This is a genomic window from Algoriphagus boseongensis, assembly GCF_004362805.1.
Classification (GTDB): domain Bacteria; phylum Bacteroidota; class Bacteroidia; order Cytophagales; family Cyclobacteriaceae; genus Algoriphagus; species Algoriphagus boseongensis.
On sequence record NZ_SNYF01000010.1, the window covers coordinates 1 to 26473 of the forward strand.

26 protein-coding genes are annotated in these 26473 nt (G+C 42.8%); 8 read left to right on the forward strand and 18 right to left on the reverse strand.

The genetic code is table 11. From position 1 onward, the window contains the following. Window positions 1-115: 115 nt before the first annotated feature. The 9 genes from DFQ04_RS16725 to ubiE all read right to left on the reverse strand — a co-directional run bounded on the left by DFQ04_RS16725 (window position 116) and on the right by ubiE (window position 9064). Complete coding sequence (locus DFQ04_RS16725; RefSeq protein ID WP_133557983.1) at window positions 116-907, reverse strand: 5'-methylthioadenosine/adenosylhomocysteine nucleosidase; 792 nt, start codon at window positions 905-907, stop codon at window positions 116-118. Then, the gene (locus DFQ04_RS16730) at window positions 904-2199 is read right to left on the reverse strand and encodes an NCS2 family permease (protein WP_166637321.1); all 1296 of its coding nucleotides are present in this window, start codon (window positions 2197-2199) and stop codon (window positions 904-906) included. The genes DFQ04_RS16725 and DFQ04_RS16730 overlap by 4 nt, the downstream gene beginning before the upstream one ends. A gap of 39 nt (window positions 2200-2238) precedes the next feature. Then, entirely contained in the window at window positions 2239-3009 is a 771-nt protein-coding gene (locus DFQ04_RS16735) for a 3-ketoacyl-ACP reductase (protein ID WP_133557986.1), read from the reverse strand. Next, window positions 3006-4448 (reverse strand): oxidoreductase, encoded by a 1443-nt coding sequence (locus DFQ04_RS16740; protein WP_133557988.1) that lies wholly within the window; start codon window positions 4446-4448, stop codon window positions 3006-3008. Before DFQ04_RS16740 ends, DFQ04_RS16735 begins: the two co-directional genes overlap by 4 nt. Continuing rightward, window positions 4445-5824, reverse strand: coding sequence for a glycoside hydrolase family 88 protein (locus tag DFQ04_RS16745; RefSeq protein ID WP_133557990.1), 1380 nt, complete (start codon window positions 5822-5824; stop codon window positions 4445-4447). Before DFQ04_RS16745 ends, DFQ04_RS16740 begins: the two co-directional genes overlap by 4 nt. Next, window positions 5814-7226: a sodium:solute symporter family protein gene (locus tag DFQ04_RS16750; RefSeq protein WP_133557992.1), complete on the reverse strand. Its 1413-nt coding sequence runs from the start codon at window positions 7224-7226 to the stop codon at window positions 5814-5816. The genes DFQ04_RS16745 and DFQ04_RS16750 overlap by 11 nt, the downstream gene beginning before the upstream one ends. Next, complete coding sequence (locus DFQ04_RS16755) at window positions 7223-7435, reverse strand: hypothetical protein (protein WP_133557994.1); 213 nt, start codon at window positions 7433-7435, stop codon at window positions 7223-7225. The genes DFQ04_RS16750 and DFQ04_RS16755 overlap by 4 nt, the downstream gene beginning before the upstream one ends. Window positions 7436-7589: 154 nt before the next feature. After that, window positions 7590-8393, reverse strand: a complete 804-nt coding sequence (gene porT / locus DFQ04_RS16760) for a type IX secretion/gliding motility protein PorT/SprT (RefSeq protein WP_133557996.1) — start codon at window positions 8391-8393, stop codon at window positions 7590-7592. Beyond that, window positions 8342-9064 carry a bifunctional demethylmenaquinone methyltransferase/2-methoxy-6-polyprenyl-1,4-benzoquinol methylase UbiE gene (ubiE, locus tag DFQ04_RS16765; RefSeq protein WP_133557998.1) on the reverse strand — a complete coding sequence of 241 codons (723 nt, stop codon included), beginning with the start codon at window positions 9062-9064 and terminating at the stop codon, window positions 8342-8344. Before ubiE ends, porT begins: the two co-directional genes overlap by 52 nt. 119 nt (window positions 9065-9183) lie before the next feature. Between ubiE and yihA the strand changes: the two genes are divergently transcribed. From yihA to DFQ04_RS16790, 5 genes are all read left to right on the forward strand, one after another. After that, window positions 9184-9795: a ribosome biogenesis GTP-binding protein YihA/YsxC gene (gene yihA, locus DFQ04_RS16770; RefSeq protein WP_133558000.1), complete on the forward strand. Its 612-nt coding sequence runs from the start codon at window positions 9184-9186 to the stop codon at window positions 9793-9795. A gap of 39 nt (window positions 9796-9834) precedes the next feature. Beyond that, on the forward strand, window positions 9835-10257 hold the full coding sequence (locus DFQ04_RS16775; protein ID WP_133558002.1) for a DUF5606 family protein: 423 nt from the start codon (window positions 9835-9837) through the stop codon (window positions 10255-10257). Between the two features lie 39 nt (window positions 10258-10296). Continuing rightward, a complete protein-coding gene (locus tag DFQ04_RS16780; RefSeq protein WP_133558004.1) occupies window positions 10297-10602 on the forward strand; it encodes a hypothetical protein in 306 nt (101 codons plus the stop codon). Between the two features lie 77 nt (window positions 10603-10679). After that, window positions 10680-11804, forward strand: a complete 1125-nt coding sequence (locus DFQ04_RS16785; RefSeq protein ID WP_133558006.1) for a sugar phosphate isomerase/epimerase family protein — start codon at window positions 10680-10682, stop codon at window positions 11802-11804. A 121-nt stretch (window positions 11805-11925) separates the two neighbouring features. Further along, window positions 11926-12927 (forward strand): glycosyltransferase, encoded by a 1002-nt coding sequence (locus tag DFQ04_RS16790; RefSeq protein ID WP_133558008.1) that lies wholly within the window; start codon window positions 11926-11928, stop codon window positions 12925-12927. A gap of 13 nt (window positions 12928-12940) precedes the next feature. Here DFQ04_RS16790 and rnhA read toward each other — a convergent pair whose 3' ends face one another. From rnhA to DFQ04_RS16820, 6 genes are all read right to left on the reverse strand, one after another. Further along, on the reverse strand, window positions 12941-13402 hold the full coding sequence (gene rnhA / locus DFQ04_RS16795) for a ribonuclease HI (protein ID WP_133558010.1): 462 nt from the start codon (window positions 13400-13402) through the stop codon (window positions 12941-12943). A 43-nt stretch (window positions 13403-13445) separates the two neighbouring features. After that, window positions 13446-14027, reverse strand: a complete 582-nt coding sequence (locus DFQ04_RS16800; protein ID WP_133558012.1) for a MarC family protein — start codon at window positions 14025-14027, stop codon at window positions 13446-13448. A gap of 94 nt (window positions 14028-14121) precedes the next feature. Further along, window positions 14122-16641 carry a cytochrome c biogenesis protein CcsA gene (gene ccsA / locus DFQ04_RS16805; protein ID WP_133558014.1) on the reverse strand — a complete coding sequence of 840 codons (2520 nt, stop codon included), beginning with the start codon at window positions 16639-16641 and terminating at the stop codon, window positions 14122-14124. Window positions 16642-16669: 28 nt separating this feature from the next. Continuing rightward, window positions 16670-17086, reverse strand: coding sequence for a cytochrome c maturation protein CcmE domain-containing protein (locus DFQ04_RS16810; protein WP_133558016.1), 417 nt, complete (start codon window positions 17084-17086; stop codon window positions 16670-16672). A 12-nt stretch (window positions 17087-17098) separates the two neighbouring features. Continuing rightward, a complete protein-coding gene (locus DFQ04_RS16815) occupies window positions 17099-17341 on the reverse strand; it encodes a CcmD family protein (protein WP_208110549.1) in 243 nt (80 codons plus the stop codon). Window positions 17342-17344: 3 nt separating this feature from the next. Beyond that, complete coding sequence (locus tag DFQ04_RS16820; protein WP_262709447.1) at window positions 17345-18046, reverse strand: cytochrome c biogenesis protein; 702 nt, start codon at window positions 18044-18046, stop codon at window positions 17345-17347. Window positions 18047-18282: 236 nt separating this feature from the next. On the opposite strand from DFQ04_RS16820, the gene rlmN reads away from it, so the two are divergent. The 3 genes from rlmN to DFQ04_RS16835 all read left to right on the forward strand — a co-directional run bounded on the left by rlmN (window position 18283) and on the right by DFQ04_RS16835 (window position 22616). Next, window positions 18283-19350, forward strand: coding sequence for a 23S rRNA (adenine(2503)-C(2))-methyltransferase RlmN (gene rlmN, locus DFQ04_RS16825; RefSeq protein ID WP_133558234.1), 1068 nt, complete (start codon window positions 18283-18285; stop codon window positions 19348-19350). Window positions 19351-19419: 69 nt separating this feature from the next. After that, window positions 19420-22095 (forward strand): TonB-dependent receptor plug domain-containing protein, encoded by a 2676-nt coding sequence (locus DFQ04_RS16830; RefSeq protein ID WP_133558020.1) that lies wholly within the window; start codon window positions 19420-19422, stop codon window positions 22093-22095. Window positions 22096-22145: 50 nt separating this feature from the next. Then, window positions 22146-22616, forward strand: a complete 471-nt coding sequence (locus DFQ04_RS16835; RefSeq protein ID WP_133558022.1) for an outer membrane beta-barrel protein — start codon at window positions 22146-22148, stop codon at window positions 22614-22616. Here DFQ04_RS16835 and DFQ04_RS16840 read toward each other — a convergent pair. From DFQ04_RS16840 to DFQ04_RS16850, 3 genes are read right to left on the reverse strand one after another with little or no spacing between them, the layout of a single operon-like run. Then, on the reverse strand, window positions 22613-23347 hold the full coding sequence (locus DFQ04_RS16840) for an MIP/aquaporin family protein (protein ID WP_133558024.1): 735 nt from the start codon (window positions 23345-23347) through the stop codon (window positions 22613-22615). The genes DFQ04_RS16835 and DFQ04_RS16840 overlap by 4 nt on opposite strands. Beyond that, complete coding sequence (glpK, locus tag DFQ04_RS16845) at window positions 23347-24846, reverse strand: glycerol kinase GlpK (RefSeq protein WP_133558026.1); 1500 nt, start codon at window positions 24844-24846, stop codon at window positions 23347-23349. The genes DFQ04_RS16840 and glpK overlap by 1 nt, the downstream gene beginning before the upstream one ends. 16 nt (window positions 24847-24862) lie before the next feature. Continuing rightward, window positions 24863-26428: a glycerol-3-phosphate dehydrogenase/oxidase gene (locus tag DFQ04_RS16850; protein ID WP_133558028.1), complete on the reverse strand. Its 1566-nt coding sequence runs from the start codon at window positions 26426-26428 to the stop codon at window positions 24863-24865. Between the last annotated feature and the right edge of the window lie 45 nt (window positions 26429-26473).

Genomic DNA, 26473 nt, shown 5'->3' on the forward strand with positions numbered 1-26473 from the left:
AAAGTCTGGGAGGTTTAACACCAGATCACTTTGAACAAAATCAAATTCTAACCAAAACCAACTTCAAAACGGTCAACTCTATTTAGGACGATACAAGAAGCTGACTGCATACTTTTTACTGCATACTTTCTAATATTCCCAATACAATCTTTGCTGAATTAACTGAAGCAGGTCCTACGAATTGGTTGAAATTCACCCTTGCATGGTTGTTAGCATTATCGCTGCAGGAGCGAATGATCACAAAAGGAACACCCAAAGTCCGGCAGATATGTCCAATGGCAGCCCCTTCCATTTCGGTGGCTAAAGCGCCAAATTCCTCATACAACCATTTCGCTTTTTCATCGCTGCTGACAAACAAATCTCCGGTGGCAATTACGCCTGAAAAAACTCGGGGTTCACGTCCAGATATGGGAAGAAAGGTTTGGGCTTTGGCTACTTCCAAGCTGGTTGAAATCAGTGCGGAATCTCCGGAAATAAATAATTCCTCACCTTGGGCATCAAATGGATGCCTAAATGGGGAAACATGAAAACCTAAACTATCGACTTGTCCATAGTCGTATTGAACCAACTTTTCCCCAATCACCAAATCTCCAGGTAAGGCATCTGGTGCCAATCCCCCAGCCACTCCGGTAAAAATCAGGGCCTCTGGATGATAGTTTTCCATTAAAACAGCTGTGCTGTAACTGGAATTTACTTTGCCAACTCCAGCCTTGAGCAGGACAATTTTTTTTCCCTTAAGCTTTCCCAAGTAAAAGTCAATTCCACCTCGCTCTTGGGTTTTATACTTTCCCATTTCTTCTTTCAAAATGGCTATCTCCTCATCCAAAGCACCCATCACCGCTATTCTCTGGGCTATTGACCCATGCATGATTAGCAAGGTCAGCAGGATCAAAATTGATTTTTTCATATCCACAAAAAGAAAAGCGAAAGTACGCTAATCACCGCCAAAATCGGGTTGAGTTCTGAAGTTTTGCCGGTAAGTATTTTCAAAACCGTCCAGCTGATAAATCCAAAAGAAATCCCTACCGAAAGACTATAGGTAAATGGAATCAATACGATTGTCAAAAAGGAAGGAAGGGCTTCTTGGGGATTGTGCCAATTAATTTTCGTCAGCGGAATGACCATAAATGATCCCACCAACACCAAAGCTATCGAACTGGCCACCGAAGGAATGATGGACAAGAGTGGAGAGAAAAACATAAAAGGAAGAAAAAGCAAGCCTGCCGTGATAGCCGTTACACCCGTTCGTCCCCCTTCTTCAATTCCTACTGCAGACTCGATGTAGGCCGTCCCGGAACTACTCCCCACCAAACCCGCAAAAAGGGTCGCAACGGAATCCGTCAAGAGCGACTTCCGCATGTTTTGTGGACTTCCATCGGGATCCTTGAGTCCTGAGGCTTCGGATAAACCAACGAAAGTGGAAATCCCGTCAAAGAGGATGGTGAAGGTAAATACAAAGATCACTGGGATATAGCTATACTTCAGGGAACCCAAAATGTCTGCCTTTCCCACCAAACTGAAATCAGGCATGGAAAATATCCCAGTAAAATTGACCACCGTGGCTACTCCAAAATTGACGGCAGAAGCATCACCCCACCATCGGCCAATCGGCCAGGCCAATAGGGTGGTAAATAAAATTCCATAGATGATGGCTCCAGAAACTTTACGAATCAGCAAGCCTCCTGTGAAAAGCAATCCTGCCAAAAAAGTCAAGGTAAGAGGATCCTTGAAAAAAGCCATCCCAACCAAAGTTGCGGGATTGTCCACAATGAAATGCGCATTCTGAAAGCCAATAAAGCAGATGAAAAGCCCGATCCCTGCCGAAACTGCATGGCGGATAGCCGCTGGAATCGCCTGAATGATTTTCTCCCGAGTCTTAAAAACAGAAAGAATCAAAAAGATCACTCCAGACCAAAATACTGCTCCCAGAGCTTCTTCAAAAGTCAACCCAAAACCCATTACGGCAGTATAGGTGAAGAAGGCGTTGATTCCCATCCCAGGAGCTACCACGATGGGATTTTTGGCATAAAGCCCCATCATCAAACTCCCAAAAGCAGAAACCAATACGGTAGCTGTAAGTACTGCTGAGAAAGGCATTCCGGCTTCTGCAAGAATGGCCGGATTGACGATGATGATATAGAAACAAGCCAGAAAAGTGGAAATACCGGCTAGAATTTCAGTTTTGAGTTGGGGTTTCATGGCATCCAAAATAGGGAATAGAAACCCATTTTGAAAAGATTACAGTCGCCCAACCATCATTCCACCATCAATGGTGAAAATCTGGCCGGTGGCATAGGGAAAATCTCCCCGAAGAATTGCCGCAACCGCTTTTCCGATATCTTCTGGAGTTCCCATTCTTTGCTCCAGAGTCAATCCGTTCTGAATTCTTTCCTGATAGGCTCCCTTCACTTTTTCAGTCATGTCTGTTTCAATGACTCCGGGCTGAATCTCATAAACGGGAATGCCCAATCCAGCCATTTTCACCGCAAACACCTGAGACATCATGGAGAGTCCGGACTTTGCAATGCAATAGGCCGCTCGATTGGTTGAGGCTAGTTTAGCGGATACTGAAGTGATGGTGAGGATGGCTAGGTTTTCTTGAGCATGCGATTCTTTTTGTTCTTTCATCCAAGTCGCCGCTTTCTGGGTCAAAAAGAAGGTTCCTTTCAGATTGATATCCATCAGGTGATCAAAGTCCTCCTCTTCCACTTCCAACAAATCCGCTCGGACTCTGGGAGCCACACCGGCATTATTCACCAGAAAATTCAAGCGCCCAAACTTTTCCTTAACCCCTTGAAGGATGGACTCACGGTCTTCTTTGCTAGCGATATTTCCCGGAAAATATACCACTTCGACACCTGATTTTCGGAGTTCCTGAAGAACATCCTGAACTTCTGATTCGGGTCGGACTCCATTGAGCGCCAAATCTACCCCTTCAGCTGCCAATTTCTTTGCAATCCCCAACCCGATTCCTCGGGTTCCTCCGGTAATCAAGGCTACTGGTCTCATTCGCTTTTCAATTCTTTGAGTTGATCGTATTCAGGCATGTTTTTATAAAATGGATCCAGAGGAAAACAACCTGAGATCATTCCGTTTCGGGGAGCAGTGGTACAATCGGAGAAGGTTCGGCAAATCTTTCCACGCTTGAGCTCTGGTCCAGCCAAAATATCTGCAGGCATATCCGGATAGCTCAAGACCATTCGCCCGAAGCCAATGGAATCGGCCATTTTTTGAGTTAGAACAGACTCTCCTACATTTGGAAGCCATTCTTGCAAGTAGGAATAGGCCGAGCCTACCATATAAAATTCAGGAAATTCCTTTTTGATAGCTGCGGTAGCCTGAATCTGCCTAGCCACCCCATGCAAAGGATCCTCGGGTGGTAAATACCCATCCGAAGGTGGAAATAAGGCAGGACGCTGGATATGTGGATTGTAATAGGGGCTTCCTGCGGTAGTGCAGAAAAGCTCAATATCTAAATCCTTCAGCACTTGGAGAAAGGCAAAAGACTCCGTCAATTCAAAATCTTGACCACTTTCTCCTCCTCCAAAAGCATAGCGATACCCAGAACTTATTGCGGGAACGCCTGTTTCCTCAGGACCTTTTTGAAAAGGAACCCAATCAAAAACGCTCATTCGCACGCCGATTTCAAGGCCGGGTGCGGCTTTTCGAATTCCTTCGACAATTTCTTTTAAGAAGCGAGTCCGGTTTTCAAAACTCCCCCCATATTTCCCCTCCCGATCATAGGCGCTCAAAAACTCATGCCCCAAATACCCATGGCAATGTTTGATGTCCACAAAGTGAAATCCTGCTTTTTGGGCTAAAACAGCTGCCTTGATGTAGTCTTCGATGATTCCCTCAATTTCCTGATCACTCATTAAGGGATAGTCTTCTCCCAATCCAAATTTTTGATTCAAAACAGGGTGGGGATAAAGAATCCTGGGTTCCATTTTTTTCTTGTCGTTGGGCTTGCAAAATCTACCCGAATGGGTCAGCTGGAGTCCAATGACCAAATCAGAACTATCTCCGAATCGCTCTAAATGCGTCTGCTGCAGCATTTCAACTAGGGAGACAAAATCTGGGAACGTTTCTGGATTAAGCATCAACTGGTTGGGATTGGCCCTGCCTTCAGGTCTTACTGCTACTGCCTCACATCCCCAAAGCAATTTTGCTCCACTGAGTGCAAAATTTTTCCACCTTCTTTTGGTAAGCTCACTGGGTCTCCCGTCGGTAGTTCCGTCCCAGCCTTCCATGGGCAAGATGCAGAAGGCATTTCCAATTTTTCTTCCTGAGCGAAGTACATGAGATTGCCCAAAGACTGATGCTAAACCTGAGGAAACTTCATTGACAAAGGGCATATCTATCCCTTCCTTTTCCAAGTGAGCTTGGAAAAGCTCTGTAGTTTTCAATTGGGCTACCCTAGGATAAACTGGCTTGTACTTTCCACTCATTTTTTCACACAGTTAAGGTAAGTGTAGTACGGCTCCTGATTTCCCATCTTTTGAAGTAAAATAGCCAACTCTCGGGCGTGGTAATCCCCCCACATGCTGGATTCCCCATGGGCTACTTTTCCTTTTTCAGGCACATAATCCCAACCATTCGGCTGATGGTAAATGGAATGTAAAATCAGACCTTGATGAGTCTCTTTTATTGAAAGATAGGGTTCGGAAAAAAGTACATTGGCTAACTGAATTCCAGCTTGGACATAAGTATCACCTGATCCAGGTTTACCTTGATTTAGCCAATTTCCTATTCGGATAAATCCCTGAGCCGCAATACAAGCTGCGGAGCTATCCACAGGTTCGAATTCATTAAATGGATCGGCTGGTCGATTAAGGTAATCGCCTAATCGGTAAAGATTCGGTGCTCCAGTATCCCAATACGGAATCCCATCTGTCGGTGTATTTGCCAAATAAAACGCCGCGGTGGCTTTAGCCGCTTCGGTGAGTTCGGATAACAGATCCTGTTTAGAAATCAAACTGGCATAATCTGACTCAGGAATTTGATCCAAAATTTCCAGTGTCTCACCCAGTCCGCAAATGGCCCAAGCCAATCCCCGGGTCCAGGTACTAAAGCCTGTATATCCTTGTTGGGAGTTGGGACAGCGATAATTCCCATCGTTAGTATTGAATATAATTTCGTGAGCCGTCCTTCCAGAAATATCGTAGCTATCTCTCCCCTTTCCATAATAGATGGAATATCTCACAGTGCTCAATAAATGCTGAATCGCTCTCTGAATCAGGGAAATCTTTACATCATTTTCTCCCTGAAGAACATGGCCTAATTGATGCGATACCACCAAAGCACGACAGCTTCGGATCGTATCCACAAACAAGGAATGGGGGCCATTGAAGGAATAAATAAAACCTCCGGATGGAGTCTTGGTCCAGCGGGTAGCCTGTACAGCTCCGGTGACTTTCAGTGCGAGTTTATAGAATTCCTTTTCCCAATCAGAACCATCGATTTTGCCTTCGTGGATCAATCGAAGCAGGTTTCCATAAGTACTGACATTATTGAATCCGTGATCATGAACCCCGACGTGAGTGAGGTGAGGAGCCATTTTTTGTACCGTATTTTTCCTTCCGATTTCTAGAAACTCTTGGTCACCTGTCGCATCAAACTGCAAAATCGCAGAACCAAATTGGAAGCCTTGAGTCCATTCTGTCCAACCTCTGGTGACGTATTTTCCTGCTTCAGTGAAAACAGGTGCTCCTTTAGAGGTGTCAAAAGTTTTTTCTATGGATAAAATTTTCTCCCCTGAAAACTCCCAAAATCTGGGTAGCTGACGCAAAACATCTTGAAGAGAAAGTTGAAAATTAAGCTTCATGAGGTGTTTTGGAAGTAAAATGGTGAAACAGCATAAGGACTGCTGTAGTAGGTATTAAAATCAAATACATGGCTGCATCCGTAGGCAGGCCAGTAAAACCTACTGGAACCCAATTCAACAAGCTCAAGACAAAATAGGACAAGGCCAAGGCAGATAAAATCAAAAGGGACTTTGGAGGATTTTTGAAAATAACAGCTCCCAAAACAACCGGAGCAATCATAGAGGTGCCTGCAAAACTCACCCGGGCTAGTAAAACCAATTCGTCACTGATCATGGCCGAAAAGACTAAAACAATCAGGGAAAACAGCAAAATCCCAACTTTTGTAATTCGCATATTTTGCTTGTCTTCACCTTTAAGAAGAGATCTCAATTCTGTTCCCAAAGCGAAAATTTGCGCATTAGTCGTAGATAAACATGCTGCGAAAAGTCCCACTACAGCCAAGGCTGCTACTGGATTAGCTTGGTCAAAAAGAAGTGCGGAAGACAGAAAATCAGCCGTAGTACTTTCAGAGTAAGCTACTGCCCCATACAAACCGATAAAGGCAGTTGGCAGAATTACCAAAATGGCAAAAATCCCGACCGCATAGGCCATTTTATGAACTGCCTTAAGATTCTTCATTATTACTAATCGGGTGGTAAACTGAGGTTGAGAAACTGGAATCATTACAATCGCAATTGCAGAAGCTATCAGAAAAGCCGAGCTAAAAAGACCTTTTGGCCCGGGAAGAGAAAGTAAAGCGGCATTACTTTCCATCACAGCTTGAGTCCCGGCTTTGAGTCCTCCTGCCATTTCGAGACAAGTCCATCCAATTATCCAAATCACCACCAAAAGAATCACACCCTGAATTGCATCACTATACATGATCGCCTTAAGCCCCCCTATTTCTGAATATACCAGCATAATCGCCACCAAAAATGCAGACCAACCCCAATAAGGCATCAAATCAGGAAAGGCTGCATTGAGGAAGATGGAAATCCCCCGGATCTGAATCGCAACATAAGGAATCAAGAACAAGAAGGAACTAATAAAAACCAGATATCCTGCCCACTTATTCTGGAAGCAGTTTTGGACAAATCCTGCTACACCCTTATATCCAACGATTGCGGCTCTTTTTCGAAGCGCATAGCCAAACCACAACAGGAAAAACACCATCAAGGCATCTGAAAACCCTAGAAAGATCCAGGCTCCAACTCCGTGCACCCGAAAGAAATCTGGCATTCCCATAAAGGTGAACGCACTAAAGAGAGCTGCAGAAAAGGTTAGAAAACCCAGTATCGCCCCAATATTTGAACCTGCCAACATAAACTCGTCCGAGCTTCTGTTTTTCTGGTAGGACTTGTATGAAGCATAGGCTAAAGAAGCCAAAAACAGCAGGAAGAAGAAAATCAGCCAACCAGTCATTTGCCCTCAGATTCTTTGTAGGGAAATACTCTAGACCCTAAAAATGTCAGAAACACCAAAATGCAGGTGACTGAAAAGCTGATCCAAAAGATGTAGGAAACATCCCCAAGCATAGGCTCAGTTTTTCCTTGCTTGAAAAGCAAAACAAAGGAAATCAAGGTTAGGGCGATGACCGTGGTAATTAGTAATGTCCAAGATCGGGACTTCATAGGCAAAAGGAGGTTATCTGGGTTAAACTCACGCTGTCTCGTAAAAACAGGCAAGTTTAAAGTAGTGATTTCCTTTTAATTCCTCTGATTTGAAAAGTCAGGAATAGCCAAAATGAAGGAAGAATCTACGGAAACAATTTCGGAGAATTCCTCTTTACTGGAAGTTCAAGTAAATGGTAATGGATTTTCTCCTAAGAGATTCTAATGCACTAGAGAAGGCTGGGTTCGTTTTTTCAGCCATATAGACATTATTTAGGCCATGAGAAAAACGGATTTCCGGGGCAAACTTGAAAAATCTAAAATAAACCTCGAAACCCATGCCGGCTTCCAAAGTAAAATCCTGCCCTGTGGTTACGATGGGATCCAGGTTTGCTTCATCCTGGGACTTAGTTCGGAATTGATAGCTAGCTCCACCGATAAAATACATTCGGGTATTATTGAATCGCTGGGATCGATATTTAAAAAGAAGAGGAAGTTCTACGATTGTGGCCTCATTGACCAATTCTTCTGTTCTTAAGGGTTCTACTGTATTTGGATCGGTAGTATTTCCAGGAAAGGTATTTCCTGCTCCAGTGGTAAAATAATTAACGTCAACTCGATACTCATAAAAGCCGATTTTAGGAGTAAAAAGCAGATTGAATTGATCGTGAAATCGTAAAATCCCAATAAATCCCAAGGAAAACCCAGGGGTATATTTTGGAAAAATAGAATGAACCTGACCAGTAACTGGATCAGTAGCCTTCACGAATGCATCTGAATACCTTACCTGGTAAGTGGCAGTATGTCCGGCAAGGAAAAACCCATAGGAAAGTGGTTTATCATCCGATCCGGAAGTGCTGGTCAATCCGAACAAGCCCTGAGCAAAACCATGACTTATCCCTCCAAAAAATAAAAGGAAGGCGACAATTACTTTTGTCCTACGTAGATTGAGCTTATACCAAAAGTGAGTGGTTTGCATACGGTGCTGTGAAATCCGACTTTTTTCAAGACTGCCAGAAAATCCTCCCCATCCGGGAAGGCCTGAACTGACTCCGGAAGATAAGTATAAGCAGAATTGTCTTTGGATACAATTTTACCAACCTGAGGAAGAATCGCATTGGAGTAAAACGCATAAGCCTGCTTCATTGGAAATGCTTTTGGCTTACTAAACTCCAAAATGACTGTTTTCCCTCCTGGCTTAAGTACCCTGTACATGTCCGCCAATCCCTTTTCCAGATTTTCAAAGTTCCTGACTCCAAAAGAAACGATCACCGCATCAAACTTATTATCCTCAAACAATAATCCTTCAGAATCTCCCAGCTGCATTTCGATTTTGTCCTGCAGACCACGTTTGATCATTTTCTTTCGCCCTTCTGAAAGCATTCCTTCAGAAATATCCACTCCGATAATTTTGTCAGGATTCAGAGCCAAAGCTTCGATAGCAAAGTCGCCAGTACCAGTTGCAATGTCCAAAATCAGCTTAGGCTGGTCCTTTTTGAGCATCTTTATCGCCTTTTTTCTCCAGACAATATCAATCCCCAAACTGAGCACATGGTTGAGCAAATCATACTTTGGGCTGATGTTGTTAAACATTTCAGCTACCTGTGCCTTCTTCGGGTCTTGTTTGTCTTTATAGGGTACTACAGCCATCACGAGTCTTCTTTGGTGCGCAATATTACTACAGAAACCCGAGGAATCGAAAATTGTTGAGTTTTTACCCAAACTAGCCTTATAAAATAAAAGCGTAATTTTGGGTTCAAATAAATGTCATGATCAAGAAAGCTGAATTTGTAGTAAGTAATACCAATCCCGAAAAGTGCCCTAAGCCCGATCGGGCAGAAATTGCATTTATCGGAAGGTCTAATGTGGGAAAAAGCTCCCTGATCAATATGATTACCGGGGTAAAAGAACTTGCCAAAACCTCCCAAAAACCCGGAAAAACCCAGTTGATCAATCATTTTATGATCAATGACCAATGGTATATGGTGGATTTGCCGGGTTATGGATTTGCCAAAGTCAGCAAGGATACCAGAGAAAATTGGGAGAAAATGATCTCCACCTATCTGACCAAAAGAACCAACCTTTGTGGGGTCTTTATTCTTATTGACAGCCGCCTAGAACCCCAAAAGATCGATTTGGAGTTTTTGCTTTGGTGTGGAACCGAAGGAGTACCGGCTGCTTTAATTTTTACCAAAGCCGATAAGCAATCTAAAACCCAAACTGATAAAAATGTCAAGGCTTTCTTAAAAAAGACTGAAGAAATATTCGAGGAAGCTCCGGACTACTTTGTCACCTCTGCCGAAAAAGGTCAGGGAAAGGAAGAAGTAATCGGATTTATCGAACAATTGGTAGAAGAATTCAAAGCAGAGCAGTCGAATTAATCGATACGCTTATATTTGCAGCCTAAATCAACATTATCCATGAATTTTAAAGACATTGCATCCGTATCCGGCAAGCCGGGATTATATAAAGTACTTAAGCCAACACGTTCAGGAGTGATTTTGGAGTCACTTGACGAAAAGAAAGCCAAATTGGTGGCAGGTATGTCCATGAGAGTTTCTATCCTTAGCGACATTTCTATTTACACCATGACTGAAGAAGGAGCTGAGCCTTTGGAATCGGTGATGAAAAAAATCGAAAGCGAATACAAAGGCGATACCGGAGTAGAGGCCAGCTCTTCTGATTCAGAATTGAGAGCGTTTTTGAAGTCAGTTCTTCCTGATTTTGACGAGGAAAGAGTCTACACCTCAGACATCAAAAAACTTAATGCCTGGTACCAAATTATCCGAAAATTTGCTCCGGAAGTATTCGAGGAAAGCACTGAAGAAAAAAAAGAAGCTTAATTTACTAGCCCCGATTCAAGTCGGGGCTTTTCATTTGCCATGAAGACAAGTATTCCTGAAGAAACCTACCAGTTAGTAACCAAAGATTTTCTGCTCCCAGAGCAGTTGGAAGGATTTTCAGAGGAAAAAGCTCTTCAAATCCTTACCAAGGCAATCAGCCAACTAATGGATAGGAATTTTGAGCGCCTACTTCAAATTTGCTATCGTGTGGACCTTTCAGAAAATAAATTGAAGCAAATTCTCCACGAATCGGAACCCGAAAAAGTGGCCTCTGATCTTGCACAGGCTCTTTGGGAAAGACAAAAACAGAAAGTGGAAATCCGAAGAAAGTATTCAGGGATTTGAAAAACTTTTTATCCATTCCTAATTTTTAGTTCCCGATTCTTCCAAGGAAAACCTATTTTTAAGCAAACCCAAAAACCATGGCAAACCCAATTTGGATCATGACTTCTGCGTTTGACCAGCTCAATCTGGATCAAACTATAGAAAAAGCCACCGAAATCGGTGTTCAAGGACTGGACCTCTGTGTTTTCAGAAAAGACGGAACACGGGATGACTTTGTGGCTACCCATCTAGACTATGAAAATTTTGGCCCTGAGCAAGCCAAGGGACTTATCGATAAGTTTAATCAGGCAAAGTTGAGACTTTCAATTGGGGCCTTTGAAAACCTAATCGGGGGAGACCCCGAGCACCGGGTAAAAAACCAAAACCACCTGCTCAGACTCATCCGCATGGCCTATCTACTTGGTGGAGACGAAAATGATGTGAAGGTTGGCACTTTTGTGGGCTACAACCATGAGCTGGGTAATGAAGAGGGTGGTTTTGAAAAAAACCTCTTGGAATACCAAAAGATTTTTGGGCCCATCATCAGATATGCAGCTGACTTAGGAGTGACGGTTTTGTATGAAAACTGCCCCATGGAAGGCTGGAGAAGTTCAGGCTTCACCGGCACCTACAACAACCTAACTGGCGTTTTAGCTGCAAGAAAGATCATGTATGAGTTGGTCCCTGAAAAAAATCACGGAGAGATCTATGACCCCTCCCACGATGTATGGCAACATACCGACCCGGTGGAAGTGATCAAGCATACGGATATGGATAGATTGAAGCGAATCCACGTCAAATCTACCCGAAATAGCTCTGATCCATTTTGGGGAAATATGTACCCCATGCAGCAAATTAATCCAGAATGGGCAAAGAAACTTGGAATTCCTTCCAGCACCAATTCCTGGGATAGACATCATTATGAAGCTACGCTCCCTGGCTTTGGTTTGGGTGATTCGATGGACTGGAGAGCTTTTATTAACACCCTAAAGCAAAAAGGGTTTTCAGGTCCTTTCGAGATTGAAAATGAAGCAGTGCTTTCTAAGCAAACAGGCAAAATGGGAGCAATTGTCCAGGGATGTAAAGCTGCTGTGCAAAATCTAGCTCCTTTGCTTTGGAACCTGACTGATGAAGGTTGGACCTATCCTGAATCAGAATACCATGCCCTTCAGGAAGTCCATCGATCTGATTTGCCAATTAAGACAATGTCTGATTTAATATAAAGCATGGGAAATCAAGAAAAGAATAAATTATAGATTTAGATTTCTGGAATTCTCATCTGGTTATTACAATCTTTTCGACCATAATTTTCCAACCTTTCCAGAATCTTATCTAAAATTTTTAATGAATTTTTCGATCATCATCTGTACCTACAATGGCCAGAATCGTCTAAACCAAACTTTGGAAGGAATCTCTAACCTGATCGTTCCAGAATCCTCCAAATTAGAGCTGCTATTAATAGATAATGCATCCTCAGATCAAACTGGTCAATTTTGTCTGGAATATTGGAAAACAAATCCTCTTCCTTTTAACTACCGATTGATCTTGGAACCGCGTCCCGGACTTTTGAATGCCCGGATAGCAGGTATCAAACAGGCGGAATTTCCTTGGATCGTGTTTTGTGACGACGACAATACGCTCTTTCCGGATTATTTGGTTCGAGCTAAGAATTTGATCGAACAATTCCCCGAAATAGGCGCACTAGGGGGACAAGGAATTGCTCAAATTGAAGGCCCAATTCCGAGTTGGTTTAACAAGCACCAGTCTAGCTTTGCAGTAGGTCCACAGGCTGGATCAAATGGGGAGTTGGCAAGAGGACGTTATTTATATGGTGCTGGGCTTATTGTAAAAAAATCTTATCTGGATTCGCTGGTTCAGCAACAGATTTATTTTTTAACCGAAGGAAGAAAAAGTGAAGCCCTAACTCAAGGAGAGGATTTGGAAATTTGTTATTGGATCAGTCTTTTAGATGGAAAACTATACTATAATCAAGAACTGAAATTTTATCACCGAATCGAAGCACATCGACTCAATGAGACCTATTTAAATAACTTAAAATTAGCATACAATGCCACAGAAGGATTGTTGCATCCTTATCACTATCTCTTGAAGCACCCTAACCCTTCTGCTTTTGGTTTTGAAATTTCTCAGTTTAGGGTTATGGGTATTTCGCTTTTGTTGATGGCCAAATATGCCATAATGACGAAAATCGATTCTACTTTGGAAAATTCTTTGAAGGTTAATTCAGTAAGATTTTATTCCTTTTTTAATTCCCGAAAAAAATCCAAGCAACAATTTAATGTTCTTCAAAAAATGTTGCTTGAGCTTAGATTAGGAAGAGTTTAACCTTCTTTTCGGCTTAAGATGAAGAAACCGAGTTTTCATATCCCACATCCACTTTCAAATCTATCCCCTCTGCTGCGGCCACTGCTAATTGGTCGCAGCGTTCATTTTCAGGATGTCCGGCATGACCTTTTACCCAGAAAAATTTCGGTTTGAATTTCAGATGGAGGGGAATATAGCGAAGCCATAAGTCAGGATTTTTCTTGTCTTTGAAGCCTTTCTTTTGCCATCCCCAAAGCCAGCCTTTTTCGATGGCATCCACAACATATTTACTGTCTGAAAAAATCTGGACTGGATATTCCGTGGTGTTTAAGGCCTGAAGCCCTTTAATTACAGCCATTAATTCCATTCGGTTATTGGTGGTCAGACGGAAACCCTCAGAAAGTTCCTTCTGATGCTTCCCAAATTTTAAAACCACTCCATAACCTCCCGGGCCCGGATTGCCTTTGGCTGCCCCATCGGTAAAAATTCGTACCATGTCGCAAAGAAATAAAAAAAGCCGGGGAGTCCGGCTTTATTTTTCAGGTCAAATCGAGAGGAAACACATTCGTTTTGAAAATTTTCACGGCTATAGACAACAGAATTATCCCAAAAATCCTGCGTAAAACATCTAGCCCTGTCCTGCCCAGCTTACTTTCCAGCCAGCTGGTACTTTTCAACACCAAATAGACAAAGACCAGATTCAGCAAAATCCCGATAGCAATATTGATTTGTTCGAATTCTGCCTTTAAAGTCAGAATGGTGGTCAAAGTTCCGGCTCCTGCAATCAAAGGAAATGCAATCGGAACAATCGAAGCACTGGAAGTGGCTTCTGGGTCAGGTTTGAATAATTCAATTCCAAGAATCATCTCAGCTCCCAGAGCAAAAATGATCAAGGCCCCAGCGATGGCGAAATCACTTACCCCAATCCCAAAAAGTCTCAAAATGGACTCCCCGACAAGCAAAAAAGCAATCATCAATGCCCCTGCCGCCAAGGTTGCTCGCTCGGATTTGATATGGCCTACTTTTTTTCGGAGATTGATTACGATGGGAATTGATCCCAAAATATCAATCACTGAAAATAGAATCAGGGAAACGGAGAGAATCTGCTTAAAATCCAACATACCGCAAAGTTAGGGGATTTAGGTTTTGGGATTTGCGATTTCGGAAATAGGATAGAAAAAATCCGAAATCCTATGTCCGAAATCCCAAATCGATTTATTCCATCCCTTTGTCACGCATCTTGACGAATTCATCGAAGCGGCGGAAAATGGCCACCGTGAATCCCATCAGCATGATGATCGTACCTATCCAAAGGACATTGATATAAGGCTTAACGATTGCCTTCATCACTACATAATCCTTTTGGTATTGATTGACCTTGAAGACAAATTTGTTTTGCTCCGGAAGTATGTTCTCCAAACTTACTTTTAGACCTAATTCGGTATCGATTATAGGAAGCTTTCCAATTTGATTATTTCGGATAATGAAGGTCGGCTCAAGCGGCTTTTCCACATCGTAGTCCAAAACTCTCAATTTGGCTTTTACGGCTACATCACCTTCCTGAAGCTGGTATCCATCTATTTCCTTTAGTACTTCAGCCCCATCGAAGTAGGTGACAAAGTCAGCGATATGGAATTGCTCCCCTGGACTTACTTCATAAACCTCATCTTCTTTCCAGTCCGGATCAGAATAATCATTCATCGCCGCAACGTAGGTGTACAAGTCCTTATTAAGGTAGATTTTCGAATCAGGAGAAGATATCAATCCTCCCATACTTTCATTGAATTGGGACATTGGCGCCAAAGAAAATTTCAAGGCTTCATTTTGGAAATAGTCTATCTTGAAATAGTCATTTTCCTCTAGGACCAAATTGACCTTATCACCTTTTTTGAAATAATCCTTGAAATCCTCCAGTGCCAATGCCTCATTCACATTACCGGTGGATTCCAAAATTTTGGCAGGAACATATTCCGGAACACCCACTACTTTTTTCTGACGACCGCGGTAAACTACCGTGTAATCCTTCATTTGGGTAGGCTTATTGATCCAAAGCAGCACGTGCTCCTTGTTCATTTCATCTTCCCAGCTATTGCTATAAGTCAAGCCAGACATATTGATGGAAATCACATCTGAATAGCCCGAACTGAACATAATCCCGATGAGGATCATGCCCAATCCAATATGAGCCAAGGATCCACCAGCGAGTTTGAAAGTTGATTTTTTAAGAATGCGAGCTAGAATTACCGAGTTTGCTACAATGGTAAACATCCCGGCTAGAACGATGATGATGTATTTCCAATCGTAAACCTTTGCCAGTACAATTACTCCAGCTGAAAGCAAAACGGAAACAATGTATGGCGTAACCAAAGCCTCTTTGAGAGCCTTTTTATCCATTTTTTGCCACCAGAAAAACTGACCTACGGCCGTAAGCAAAGCGATTGTTACAGCAAACCACAATTGGAATTTGGTGTAAAACTCAATCTGATCTGCAGGAGGAGCCATATTTGAAATACCACCAAAACTTTCTACCAGAGCATTCCAGGCTGGAATTGAAGTAGGCAAAATGACCTGAAAGGACATCAAGCCCAAAGTCACTGCGCCTAAGAAAATCCAAAACTCACGGGAATAAACCGAAGCTTCTTTTTCGGAAGTGGGAATATGTTTCCAAGCTCTTGCTGCTAGGAAAACAGCAATCACCAAGAAGAATAGCATGTAAATCAACAACTGCCCCGAAAGTCCCAAATCCGTAAAGGAATGTACTGAAGCATCTCCAAGTACGCCTGATCTTACCAGGAATGTGGCATACAAAACCAGGATAAAGCTCAGGATTACCAGGACTATGGAGGTCTTCAAAGCAGTCGCACTTTTCTTGAATGTGATCATGGTATGAATCGCAGCCACCATGATTAACCAAGGAACATAGACCGCATTTTCAACAGGGTCCCAGTTCCAATACCCACCAAAGTTCAACGTCACATAAGCCCAGTAGGCACCCATGATGATTCCCATACCCAAAATCATGGCAGAGAAAATCGCCCAAGGCAATGCAGGCCTTATCCACTCAGAATATCTTTTAGTCACCAAGCCTCCGATTAGGAAGGCAAATGGAATCAAGGTGGATGCGTAGCCTAAGAAAAGAGTTGGAGGATGGATTACCATCCAGATGTTTTGCAAAAGAGGGTTGAGCCCTGTTCCATCTTCAGGAATAAAATCTGGGTTCATTTGAAAAATCGGAGCCTGAGTAGCATCTCTCAAAAGTATAAAAGGAGAACTACCGATTTTCAAATCCCCAATTACCACTCCCAAGATCATGGATACCAAGAAAGCCTGAACGAGTGAGAACACGATCATCACAGGACCTTCCCAGAATTTATTGGAATGAATCAAAATCACCCCTAATACCACATTCCAGAAAGCCCAAAGAATAAAAGCCCCCTCCTGACCTTCCCAAAAACTGGAGATCATGTAATGAACCGGAAGTGCTTTGGAACTATGGGAATATGCGTAGAAATATTCGTAGCGATGATTGTAAATGATTTCAAAAAGTGAAGCCGCGATTAAGGCTGTCGAAACCGCATGGATATAAAACGAAATTCTTGAAAATCGTCTCCAGCTGGCTTTCTCGATTTCATTCGCCTGGAAATACTGGAAATAGGCATAAGCAGTGACTAAGGCACTGACAAAGGCCAAGATGGTCATCAAATGACCGAAGTTACCCACCAAGGTATTGATCATAATTATTCTGGGAGTAGTTAAATCTGCTTCACATTCCTGCCGCCTGCACGTCGGTCTCCTGATATTTGGAGGGACATTTCATCAGGATTTTATCTGCCACGAAGATTTCTTTATCTCGATAAGAACCTATAACTACCACTTGCTCTGATCTCTGAAAATCCGCCGGAACAGGCTCATTGTAATAAACCTTCTGCTCAGTTCCTTCATTGTCAACAAGCATGAAAGTGAAAGAGGTTTTGTCATCGTTAATCTCAAGTCCTGTGACCTCGCCTGAAGTATCTTTTTTCAACTGACCAACCACGTGGATTGCCTTATCCTCTCCATCCTGCTTCATCTCCCAAGCAGTACTGAAGCTTTCATAGGAACTTGCATCTCCAATTGAAGTCATGATAATGACAATAGCGATAGCAATAATTCCGAGTCCAATGATGTGTCCCTTTTTCATTTTTTATAGCAATTAAGAAGGAAGATTCTTTTCAAGTTTTGATATTCTTCGGTCGGTATTTACCACATAAACTGTAATTCCCACGAAAATGATCACGATGATTCCTACCAAAACGTAGATTTTTCCATCGGCTCTCATTTGATCGGCCATTTCCACCGAATTGTTGGAATAATCAGCATCTGTAACCTCAATTTTTTCCTGAGCCAAAAGGTTCAAAGAGAAAAACAAAAGGGCTATGGTCAATAATTTTTTCATTTGTTAGGAATTAAGCATTCTGTCCTCCAATACCCGTTCTACCCTACGGATTCTTACTCGTACTGTTGCAATCCAGGCTCCCATAAGAGTCCATCCGATAATGGCTGGGTAAAATACCATACGAAGCTTGGAATCTAGATCATAAGCATTAAAGCCAGGATTACCCCCATTTCCGGGGTGAAGGCTATCGGTAAGTCTTGGCAATACGAAAATCAAAGGGATAAAAGCAGCAAAAGCAAAGATGTTGTAAACCGCTCCAATCCTACCTCTTTGCTGCGGGTCGGCTAAGCTTCCACGAAGAATGAGATAGGCAAAATACATAAGCAGACCTATGGCTGCAGCATTTTGCTTGGGATCTCCGCTCCAATAATCTCCCCAGGTAAACTTTGCCCAAAGCATCCCGGTCACAATTCCTAAAACCCCGAATAGAATCGCAGCATTGGTAAATTCCAAAGCCATATCGTCATATTCCAGCTTATTGGTTCGTAAATACTTGATGCTGTAATACACCGAAACCACCAACATGAGAATCATTCCAAACCACATAGTCACATGAAAATGTAAAGCCCGAATGGTTTCATTTAGGATAGGAAGCCTGGGAACATCCATCAAAAGTCCGGCAATTAGGGTGTAAAGCAAAAGAGCAATTGCCAGGATTTTCCACCAAGATTGGCGCATAGCAGGAGTTTGATTTTTCTGGGACAAAAATAAGGCATAAGTTCCTGAATCCTCCTCTTTTTCTGATAAAAGGATACTGGATTTACAAAAACGATTTATGAAAGGCTACGTTTTGGATTAAGTGTTTTCGAATTGGAATAAAAGCCATCTTAAACAGCATCTATCGGGAAAAATTCTACCAGAGAAAACTCCCTGACACCTCCTCTTAGTTTTTGCAATTTTTGAATCTTACAATATTTCAATTTTTCAATCCTTACCTTTGCATCGTGGAAACCCAGAAAAAAGATATCCGAAAACTCAATCTCGAAGAACTCGAAGAATTTTTCCTTTCTCATGGAGAAAAGAAATTCCGGGCAAAGCAAGTCTATGAATGGCTTTGGAATAAGTCTTTGAAGAATTTCGACGACATGAGTAATATCTCTCTTTCCACCCGGGAATTGCTAAAAAGCCACTTTGCCATCAATCACATTCAGGTGGATTTGATGCAACACAGTTCCGACGGAACTATCAAAAATGCGGTGAAGCTTTACGATGATAAAATCGTCGAATCTGTCCTAATCCCTACTTCCAAACGGATTACAGCCTGTGTTTCCTCACAAGTGGGATGCAGCCTGGACTGTAATTTTTGTGCAACTGCCAGACTCAAGAGGATGAGAAATCTCAATCCAGATGAAATCTATGATCAGGTAGTTGCCATAAAAGATGAAGCAGAAACCTATTTCCAGCGTCCCTTGACCAATATTGTCTTTATGGGAATGGGTGAACCCCTGCTGAATTATGCAAATGTGATCGAGGCTATTGATAAAATCACCTCTCCGGAAGGACTTGGAATGGCACCTCGTAGGATTACACTTTCTACCGTGGGCATTCCAAAAATGATCAAAAAAATGGCAGATGACGAGGTCAAATTCAACCTTGCCATTTCCCTCCACTCTGCGATCAATGAAACCCGATCCAGATTAATGCCTATCAATGATTCCAATCCATTGGAAGATCTGGCTGAAGCTTTGAAATACTGGTACCAAAAGACCAAAAGAAAAGTCACCTATGAATATGTGATTTGGGATGGTGTGAATGATGATGAAAAACATGCCAGAGCACTAGCCAAGTTCTGTAAAATCATTCCTTCCAAAGTCAATATCATCCAATACAATCCCATCGACGAAGGGGAATTTCGCCAGGCAAAACAAGAAGCTGTGGATATGTATGTAAGGATTCTGGAATCTCAGGGAATTATTGCTAAAGTCAGAAAATCAAGAGGTCAGGATATTGATGCCGCATGCGGGCAGCTCGCCAACAAAAATGAGGTTGCTCAGCTTGCAACCGACTAAATAATTTTTTAGAAAAATTGAAACCTTAGTTTTCTTATCGAGTACTATCCCTATAATTAATTATTTCTTATGAGTAAACGATTATGGGGAGTATTTCTCTCTGCTTTTTCACTAGTCAGTGTACCCACATTAGCTCAGGAAGAGCTGCCAACAAAAATTCAAAACTATTTTAACTCTTATCAGGAAGAGTTTCCTGTAGAAAAGGCTTACCTCCAACTCGATAAGTACACCTACACTTTGGGAGAAGAGGCTTGGTTTAGTGCCTATTTAGTTGCAGGAGGAGTTCAGGTTCCATCGCCACTCAGCAAAACTCTCTATGTGGATATTTTTGATGGGGATGGTCTATTACTTACCCAAAAAACAATCCAGATCGAAAATGGACGAGGAGCTGGATCTTACCTGATTCCTCGATTTGGAAAGACTGGAATCTATCAGATTCGAGCTTATACCACTTGGATGAGAAATTTTGGGGAGGAATATTTTTTCCAACAAACAATCACGGTAATTGACGGGCAGGGAGGGTCTTTTTTACCCCAACTAGATTTCACTTCCATTCAAGCTGAAAACGGCAAAACCCGATACCAAGCCGAGCTCAAAGCCATTACTAGCTCAGGAAATCCACTAAGTAATCAAGAAATTGCCTTGACTTCCTGGTCCAATGGTGAAGAGGTTTATTCCCAAAAAATCCAGCTAAATAATCAAGGTCAGGCTTCATTTAGCTTTTCAATCCCGACAGGTTCTTTTCCTGACCAGCATCTGGAACTTACTTTTCAGGAAAATCCTGATTATGCAGTTTCCCAGAAAATCAAACTACCCTACTCGCTTCACCAAGCCGACATTCAATTTCTTCCTGAAGGGGGAAATTGGGTTTTGGGGAAAAAGTCAATTCTGGCTTTCAGGGCTGTTTATCCTGATGGAAGCCCTGCCAACATCACAGGCTTTATTGAGGGAATCGAAGACTCAAATTTTGAAAGCCAATTTGGAGGTCTAGGAAAAATAGAATTAACCCCAACTCAAAAAGAACTTTTTGCAGTAATCAGAGAAAAAAACTCGGGAGAAGAGATCCGAATTCCCCTACCAAAAGTCGAGGAAAAAGGGTTGGCTATACAGGTTCAAAATAACTCCGGGGCATCCTACATTTCAGCGATAGTTCAGGGAAACCTTGAATCAGGAAGCCTTCTTTTAGTCTCTCATACCCGAGGACTGATCAATTACATGATTCAAGGCCAGTTGACAAATGGTGTTTGGGGCGTGCGAATACCAAAACAAAATCTTCCATCAGGGATAAATACGATTACGGTTTTGGATAATGAAGGCAGACCACTTTTAGAGCGTTTGGTATTTATCCAAAATCCAGATCGTCTTGATTTGGAGGTAGAAAAAGTTGGATCTCTAAGTAAACGAGGAAAACTTAAACTAGACCTTTCCAGCAAATGGGGAGAAAGCCCTGCAACTGGAAGTTTCTCTGTAGCGGTAGCAGATGCCTCCCAAGTGACTGATGAGACCTTGGAGCATGGAAGTATTTTCTCCCACCTTTTACTCAGCTCGGATCTTCAGGGAAAAATTTATCGACCAGGGTACTATTTCAAGGATCAAGAGCAAGAGACGCTGGCCGAGTTGGATTTGCTAATGCTGACCCATGGCTGGAGGAGATTTAACTGGGAAGATATTAAGTCCGAAAAATTTCCGGACAATGGTTTTTTCATTGAGGAGGGAATCACTTTAACCGGACAGGTTAAGGAGCAAAACCAAACCAAAAAAGGCCTTGGAGGTGGAAAAATCAGTGCCTTAGTCGGGGAAGGGATTGAATTAATTGGGTCAGAATTTGGACCTGATGGGAAGTTCATTTTTTCTGGACTGAACTATACCGACTCTGCAACAGTCACACTTACAGCGGAAGACTCCAGAGTCAAAAACTTTATCGACCTTTTCATAGACCGACCTGAACCTCCATTTAAAAGACTAAAAGGGACCTATCCTTCCGAAATTTCTTGGCCAAAAGAACTTGCCGAAAGCTATCAGGCTCGAATGCTCATGCAGGAACTCAATAGCAAGGATAAAATCACCGATCTGGAAGGAATTACGGTAGAGGCCAAAACCCTTCAGGAAGAGCAGACTTCGGGAAGAAAATTATACGGGGAAGGAGACGCATCGATTAATCCCGATGAAATTCCCGGAAGCGTTGGATATACCAATATTTTCCAAATGATTCAGGGAAGAGTAGCAGGAGTGAGGGTGAACATTAATGGATTTGATGTCTCTGTTCAAATTCGAGGAGTGGGATCAATTCAAGCAGGAACAGCCCCATTGTATCTTCTGGATAATGTTCCGGTGGATGCTGGTTTACTTTTTCAAGTCAATCCTCGAGATGTACAAAGTATAGAAGTATTTAAGGACCCTGCAAAAACTGCAATTTTTGGTACCCAAGGAGCAAATGGGGTGATTGCCGTTTACACTAAAACTGGAGCTGGACTTAGCTATGAAAGTGTGGGAGGGAATTTGGTCCTTAAGTATGGAGGATACGATTTGGTAAGGGAGTTTTATTCTCCGAAATACGATACCCAAAGTCCAAGTACCACAGACGAGCGGGCCACTATCTACTGGAATCCTAAAATTGAGACTTCGGAGAGTGGAAAAGCCAGCTTTGAGTTTTTCAATTCAGACATTGCCCAAAAACTATTACTAATTATTGAGGGCATGGATTCTCAAGGCCGATTGGGAAGATTGGTGAAAATCCTGGAATAAATCTTTGCAAAGCTCAGCAAAGCCTTTTACCTTTTTTCAAAATTGATCATATGAAAAAGGCTTTGCTGATTTTTTCTTTTGCACTTCTTACCAGTTCATTTTCCTTCGCTCAGGAGCAAGGGGATTCCCGAGTTCATGGTTTTGGTACCTATGGGTTAAAATCCCGGTATTGGGGTGTTGGGGTAGGCATTGAATATTTCTTCGTGGACAAATTCGCCTTGATGCCCAGCTATACCCGCTTCAATCCTGAGGTGGGAAATTTTAACAATTTCAGCATGGATCTCCGCTACTACCTGACAGAAGGCCCTTCCCAAGTTTATGTAATGGCCGGATACAGCCAAAGCTTTCAAAATACCCAACCAGGAACAGTAGGCACCAAGAGAAATTATGTTGGCGCAAATATGGGCGTAGGAGCTTATATCCGCCTGACCGACTGGGTAGGACTCATTTCAGAATTCAAATTCCAAAGTCAATTTTATCAGGAGGGTTCTTTCAAATTGGGCTTGGCATTCCCTCTTTAAAGTCCAACGCTGAGATAGAGAACGGCTGCTAAAGCAGCTCCAATAATCGGCCCCAAAACAGGTACCCAAGAATATTCCCAATCTGAACTACCTTTTCCTTTGATGGGTAAAAGCTGGTGCATGATCCTTGGTCCCAAATCCCTCGCAGGATTGATTGCATAACCTGTAGTGCCTCCCAATGCCAATCCAATTACCCAAACCAAAAATGCAACTGGCAAGGCTCCAACTGAGCCCAAGCCTATTGGAGTTGAATTTGCATCTTCCAGTTTGGCACCTGTGATATATAGGATCACGAAGATCAAAACGAAAGTACCAATGGCCTCAGAAATTACACTGGTTGGGAAATTTCGGATAGCAGGATCTGTGCAAAAAGGGGCGCGCTTTAGCCCTGGATCTTCAGCCAAATCAAAATGGTGACGGTACATCAACCAGGCCAATCCTGATCCAAGCATTGCTCCACCGATTTGTGCGAAAATATAACCCGGAGCCATCGCCCAATCGAACTTTCCAGCTATTCCCAATCCAATCGTAACAGCTGGATTCAAATGAGCTCCACTCGATGGCCCCGCTATAACGACACCACAAAATACTGCCAAAGCCCAGGCAGTGGTGATTGCCATCAGGCCTCCGCCATTTCCCTTAGTCCCGGGTAAAATCACATTGGCGACTACTCCCGATCCCAACAGTAAAAGGATGCCTGTTCCTATAAATTCTGCTATGTATGGATTCATTATTCTACCCAGTTTTTTGATCTAGTTACTGCTTTGTGCCAAAAATGCAAAAGGTTATCACGTTTTGCATCGTCCATTTTTGGAGTGAAACTTTTATCCGCTTTCCATAGAGATTGAAGTTCTTCCTGATTTTTCCAAAAACCAACAGCTAACCCTGCCAAGAAAGCTGCACCAATAGCTGTGGTTTCAATAATCTGCGGCCTTTTGATTTCGCAATCCAAAATATCTGCCTGAAACTGCATCAGGAAATTATTGGCAGTAGCTCCCCCATCCACCCGAAGTTCCTGGGTGGGTTTCCCAGAATCCTTTTCCATTGCTTTGATCACATCATTCACCTGATAGGCAATAGCTTCCAATGCTGCTCTTGCCATATGGGAAATGGTAGTTCCTCGAGTAATCCCAAAAAAGGCTCCCCTTGCATCCTGATCCCAATATGGAGCTCCAAGGCCGGCAAGAGCAGGAACAAAATAGACTCCTTCATTATCCTCCAAGCTTGTAGCCAATTTCTCGGTTTCTTTGGCATTTTTGAATAGCTCCAAACCATCTCTTAGCCATTGAACAGCCGCTCCACCTATGAAAACTGAGCCTTCCAATGCGTAGTTGATTTCATTTCCGATCTTCCACGCTACGGTAGTCAGCAATTGGTTTTTAGAGCGAACGGCATCACTTCCGGTATTCATGACCAAAAAGCAACCCGTTCCATAGGTCGTTTTTGCCATTCCTGGCTCAGTGCACAATTGTCCAAAAAGGGCAGCTTGCTGATCACCTGCCACTCCTGCGATTGGGATTTTCACGCTCAGGACATCACCAGCAGTTTCACAAAAAACCTCCGAGCAGGTCCTAACTTCTGGAAGCATGGATTTTGGGACTCCAAATAAGTCCAGCAATTCCTGATCCCATTCTTGGGTATGAATATTGAAAAGCATGGTCCTACTGGCATTGGTGATGTCAGTCAGGTGGTGTTTCCCGGCGGTCAATTTCCAAATCAACCAAGAATCCACCGTTCCAAAAGCAAGTTCGCCCGCCTCTGCCATTTCCCTTGCGCCTTTTACTTCGTCTAAAATCCACCTCACCTTGGTAGCAGAAAAATAAGCGTCGATAATTAGCCCCGTTTTTTCTGCTATTCTTTCAGCATATCCTTTTTCCTTCAGCTCATTACAAAAAGCCGCAGTCCTTCTATCCTGCCAAACAATGGCTTTGTGAATAGGTTTTCCGGTTTTTCGATTCCAAACAATGGTGGTCTCCCGTTGATTGGTGATTCCGATAGCAGCGATTTCATCAGCCCGGATATCTTTATTTACCAAGGCCTCAATCATCACCGCGGATTGACTTGACCAGATTTCATTGGGATCATGCTCCACCCAGCCCTGCTTAGGGAAGAATTGCTTAAATTCCTTTTGGGCAACGGAAATAATCTGTCCTTGATGATCAAAAATGATAGCTCTGGAACTGGTTGTCCCTTGGTCCAGAGCCAAGATGTAAGGTTTATTTTGGGTCATTTTGGGTTGTTTCGGGTTATTTTTTAAGTAAATATTTTTCGGCAACACTTCTGAAATCTTCCAATTCTTGGGAAATCCAAGGCTCATCTTTTCCCATTTCAGAAGCCATGATTTTCGCCACTTTTTCGGCTGAATTCAATGCCGCTTGGGCATCCAATATCAGAAGTCGAATTCTTCGGGAAAGTACATCTTCAACTTTTATGGCCATCTCATGTCTGACTGCCCAAACCACCTCTGCAAGAATGTAGGGGAAATCTGGGTGGATTTTTTCAGCAAGCTCGGGGTTTTCCTCCGCTAATTTTTGAATGGATTGCGCATTAGATCCATAAACTGACCAGTGCCCTTTGGGAATATCTTTGGTAAATCCATTGAGTAAAATATCCTTGGACCGGGAAGGGGCCAATTCTTCCCCGGTGACTTTTGGAAAATATTCAACCGTGTCCTCCCCCATTTTCCGGAAAGTAGTCCACTTCCCTCCAGTCAAAGAAACCAGACCGCTTTTAGAAACAATGATCTTATGAGACCTTGAAATTTCCTTGGTCTTGGTACTTCCTTCCTTAGGTCTGGCCAAAGGTCTCAGGCCTGCAAAAACAGCTTTCACATCCTCCCGGGTAGGTTTTCTACTTAAATATCCGGCAGCAGTTTGAAGCACAAAATCTATTTCCTTTTGCAAGGCTTCAGGTTCCAATTTTGGTTTTTCCCGAAGAGTATCCGTAGTCCCAACTACTAATTTGTCATGCCATGGAACTGCAAAAAGCACTCGCCCATCTCTGGTTTTGGGGATCATCAGGGCATCCTGACCTCCCAGAAAATCTAAATCCAACACCAAATGGATTCCCTGACTGGGCTGGATAGTTTTTGTAGCATCCGGCTGATCCATCTGAAGGATTTTATCTGCAAATACGCCTGTGGCATTTACCACCATTTTTGCCTTGACTGGATAGGATTTTTTGGAAATCACATCCTGAATTTTCACTCCGTTGATCTTGCCTTCAGAGTCTTTGAGCAAGGAGGTTACCTTGGTATAATTCAAAATACAGGCGCCCGCATGGTCAGAAGTTTGGGCAATGGCCAAAGCCAATCGCGCATCATCAAATTGCCCATCGTAGTACACGATGCCTCCAAATAGCCCCTTGGGCTTTAATCCAGGCATCCTTTTCAAAGTTTCTTCTTTGGAAATATAGCGGGATGGCCCTAGGCTGAGATTGGCAGACATGTAATCATAAACCTTCAGCCCAGCACTGTACTTGATTCTCTCTAGTCTTGAATAAACGGGAATGATGAATGCTTGCTTATGAGTGAGATGCGGTGCGTTTTTGATCACTCTGCCTCTTTCTCGAAGAGCCTCTAAAACCAACAACACATCACCTTGAGCAAGGTATCTTACTCCTCCATGAAGAAGTTTGGTGCTTCTGCTGGAAGTGCCTTTAGCAAAATCAGCCTTTTCAAAAAGTGCCACAGAAAGACCTCGGGAAACTGCATCCAAGGTCACACCCAATCCTGATGAACCTCCACCGATTACAACAATATCCCAAACCTTGGAAGTGTCTTCAAGCTGGCTGAGGTTTTCTTCCCTATTCATAAATTCCTTTTCTTGACATTTAAGATAAAGGAATTGAATGTGCTA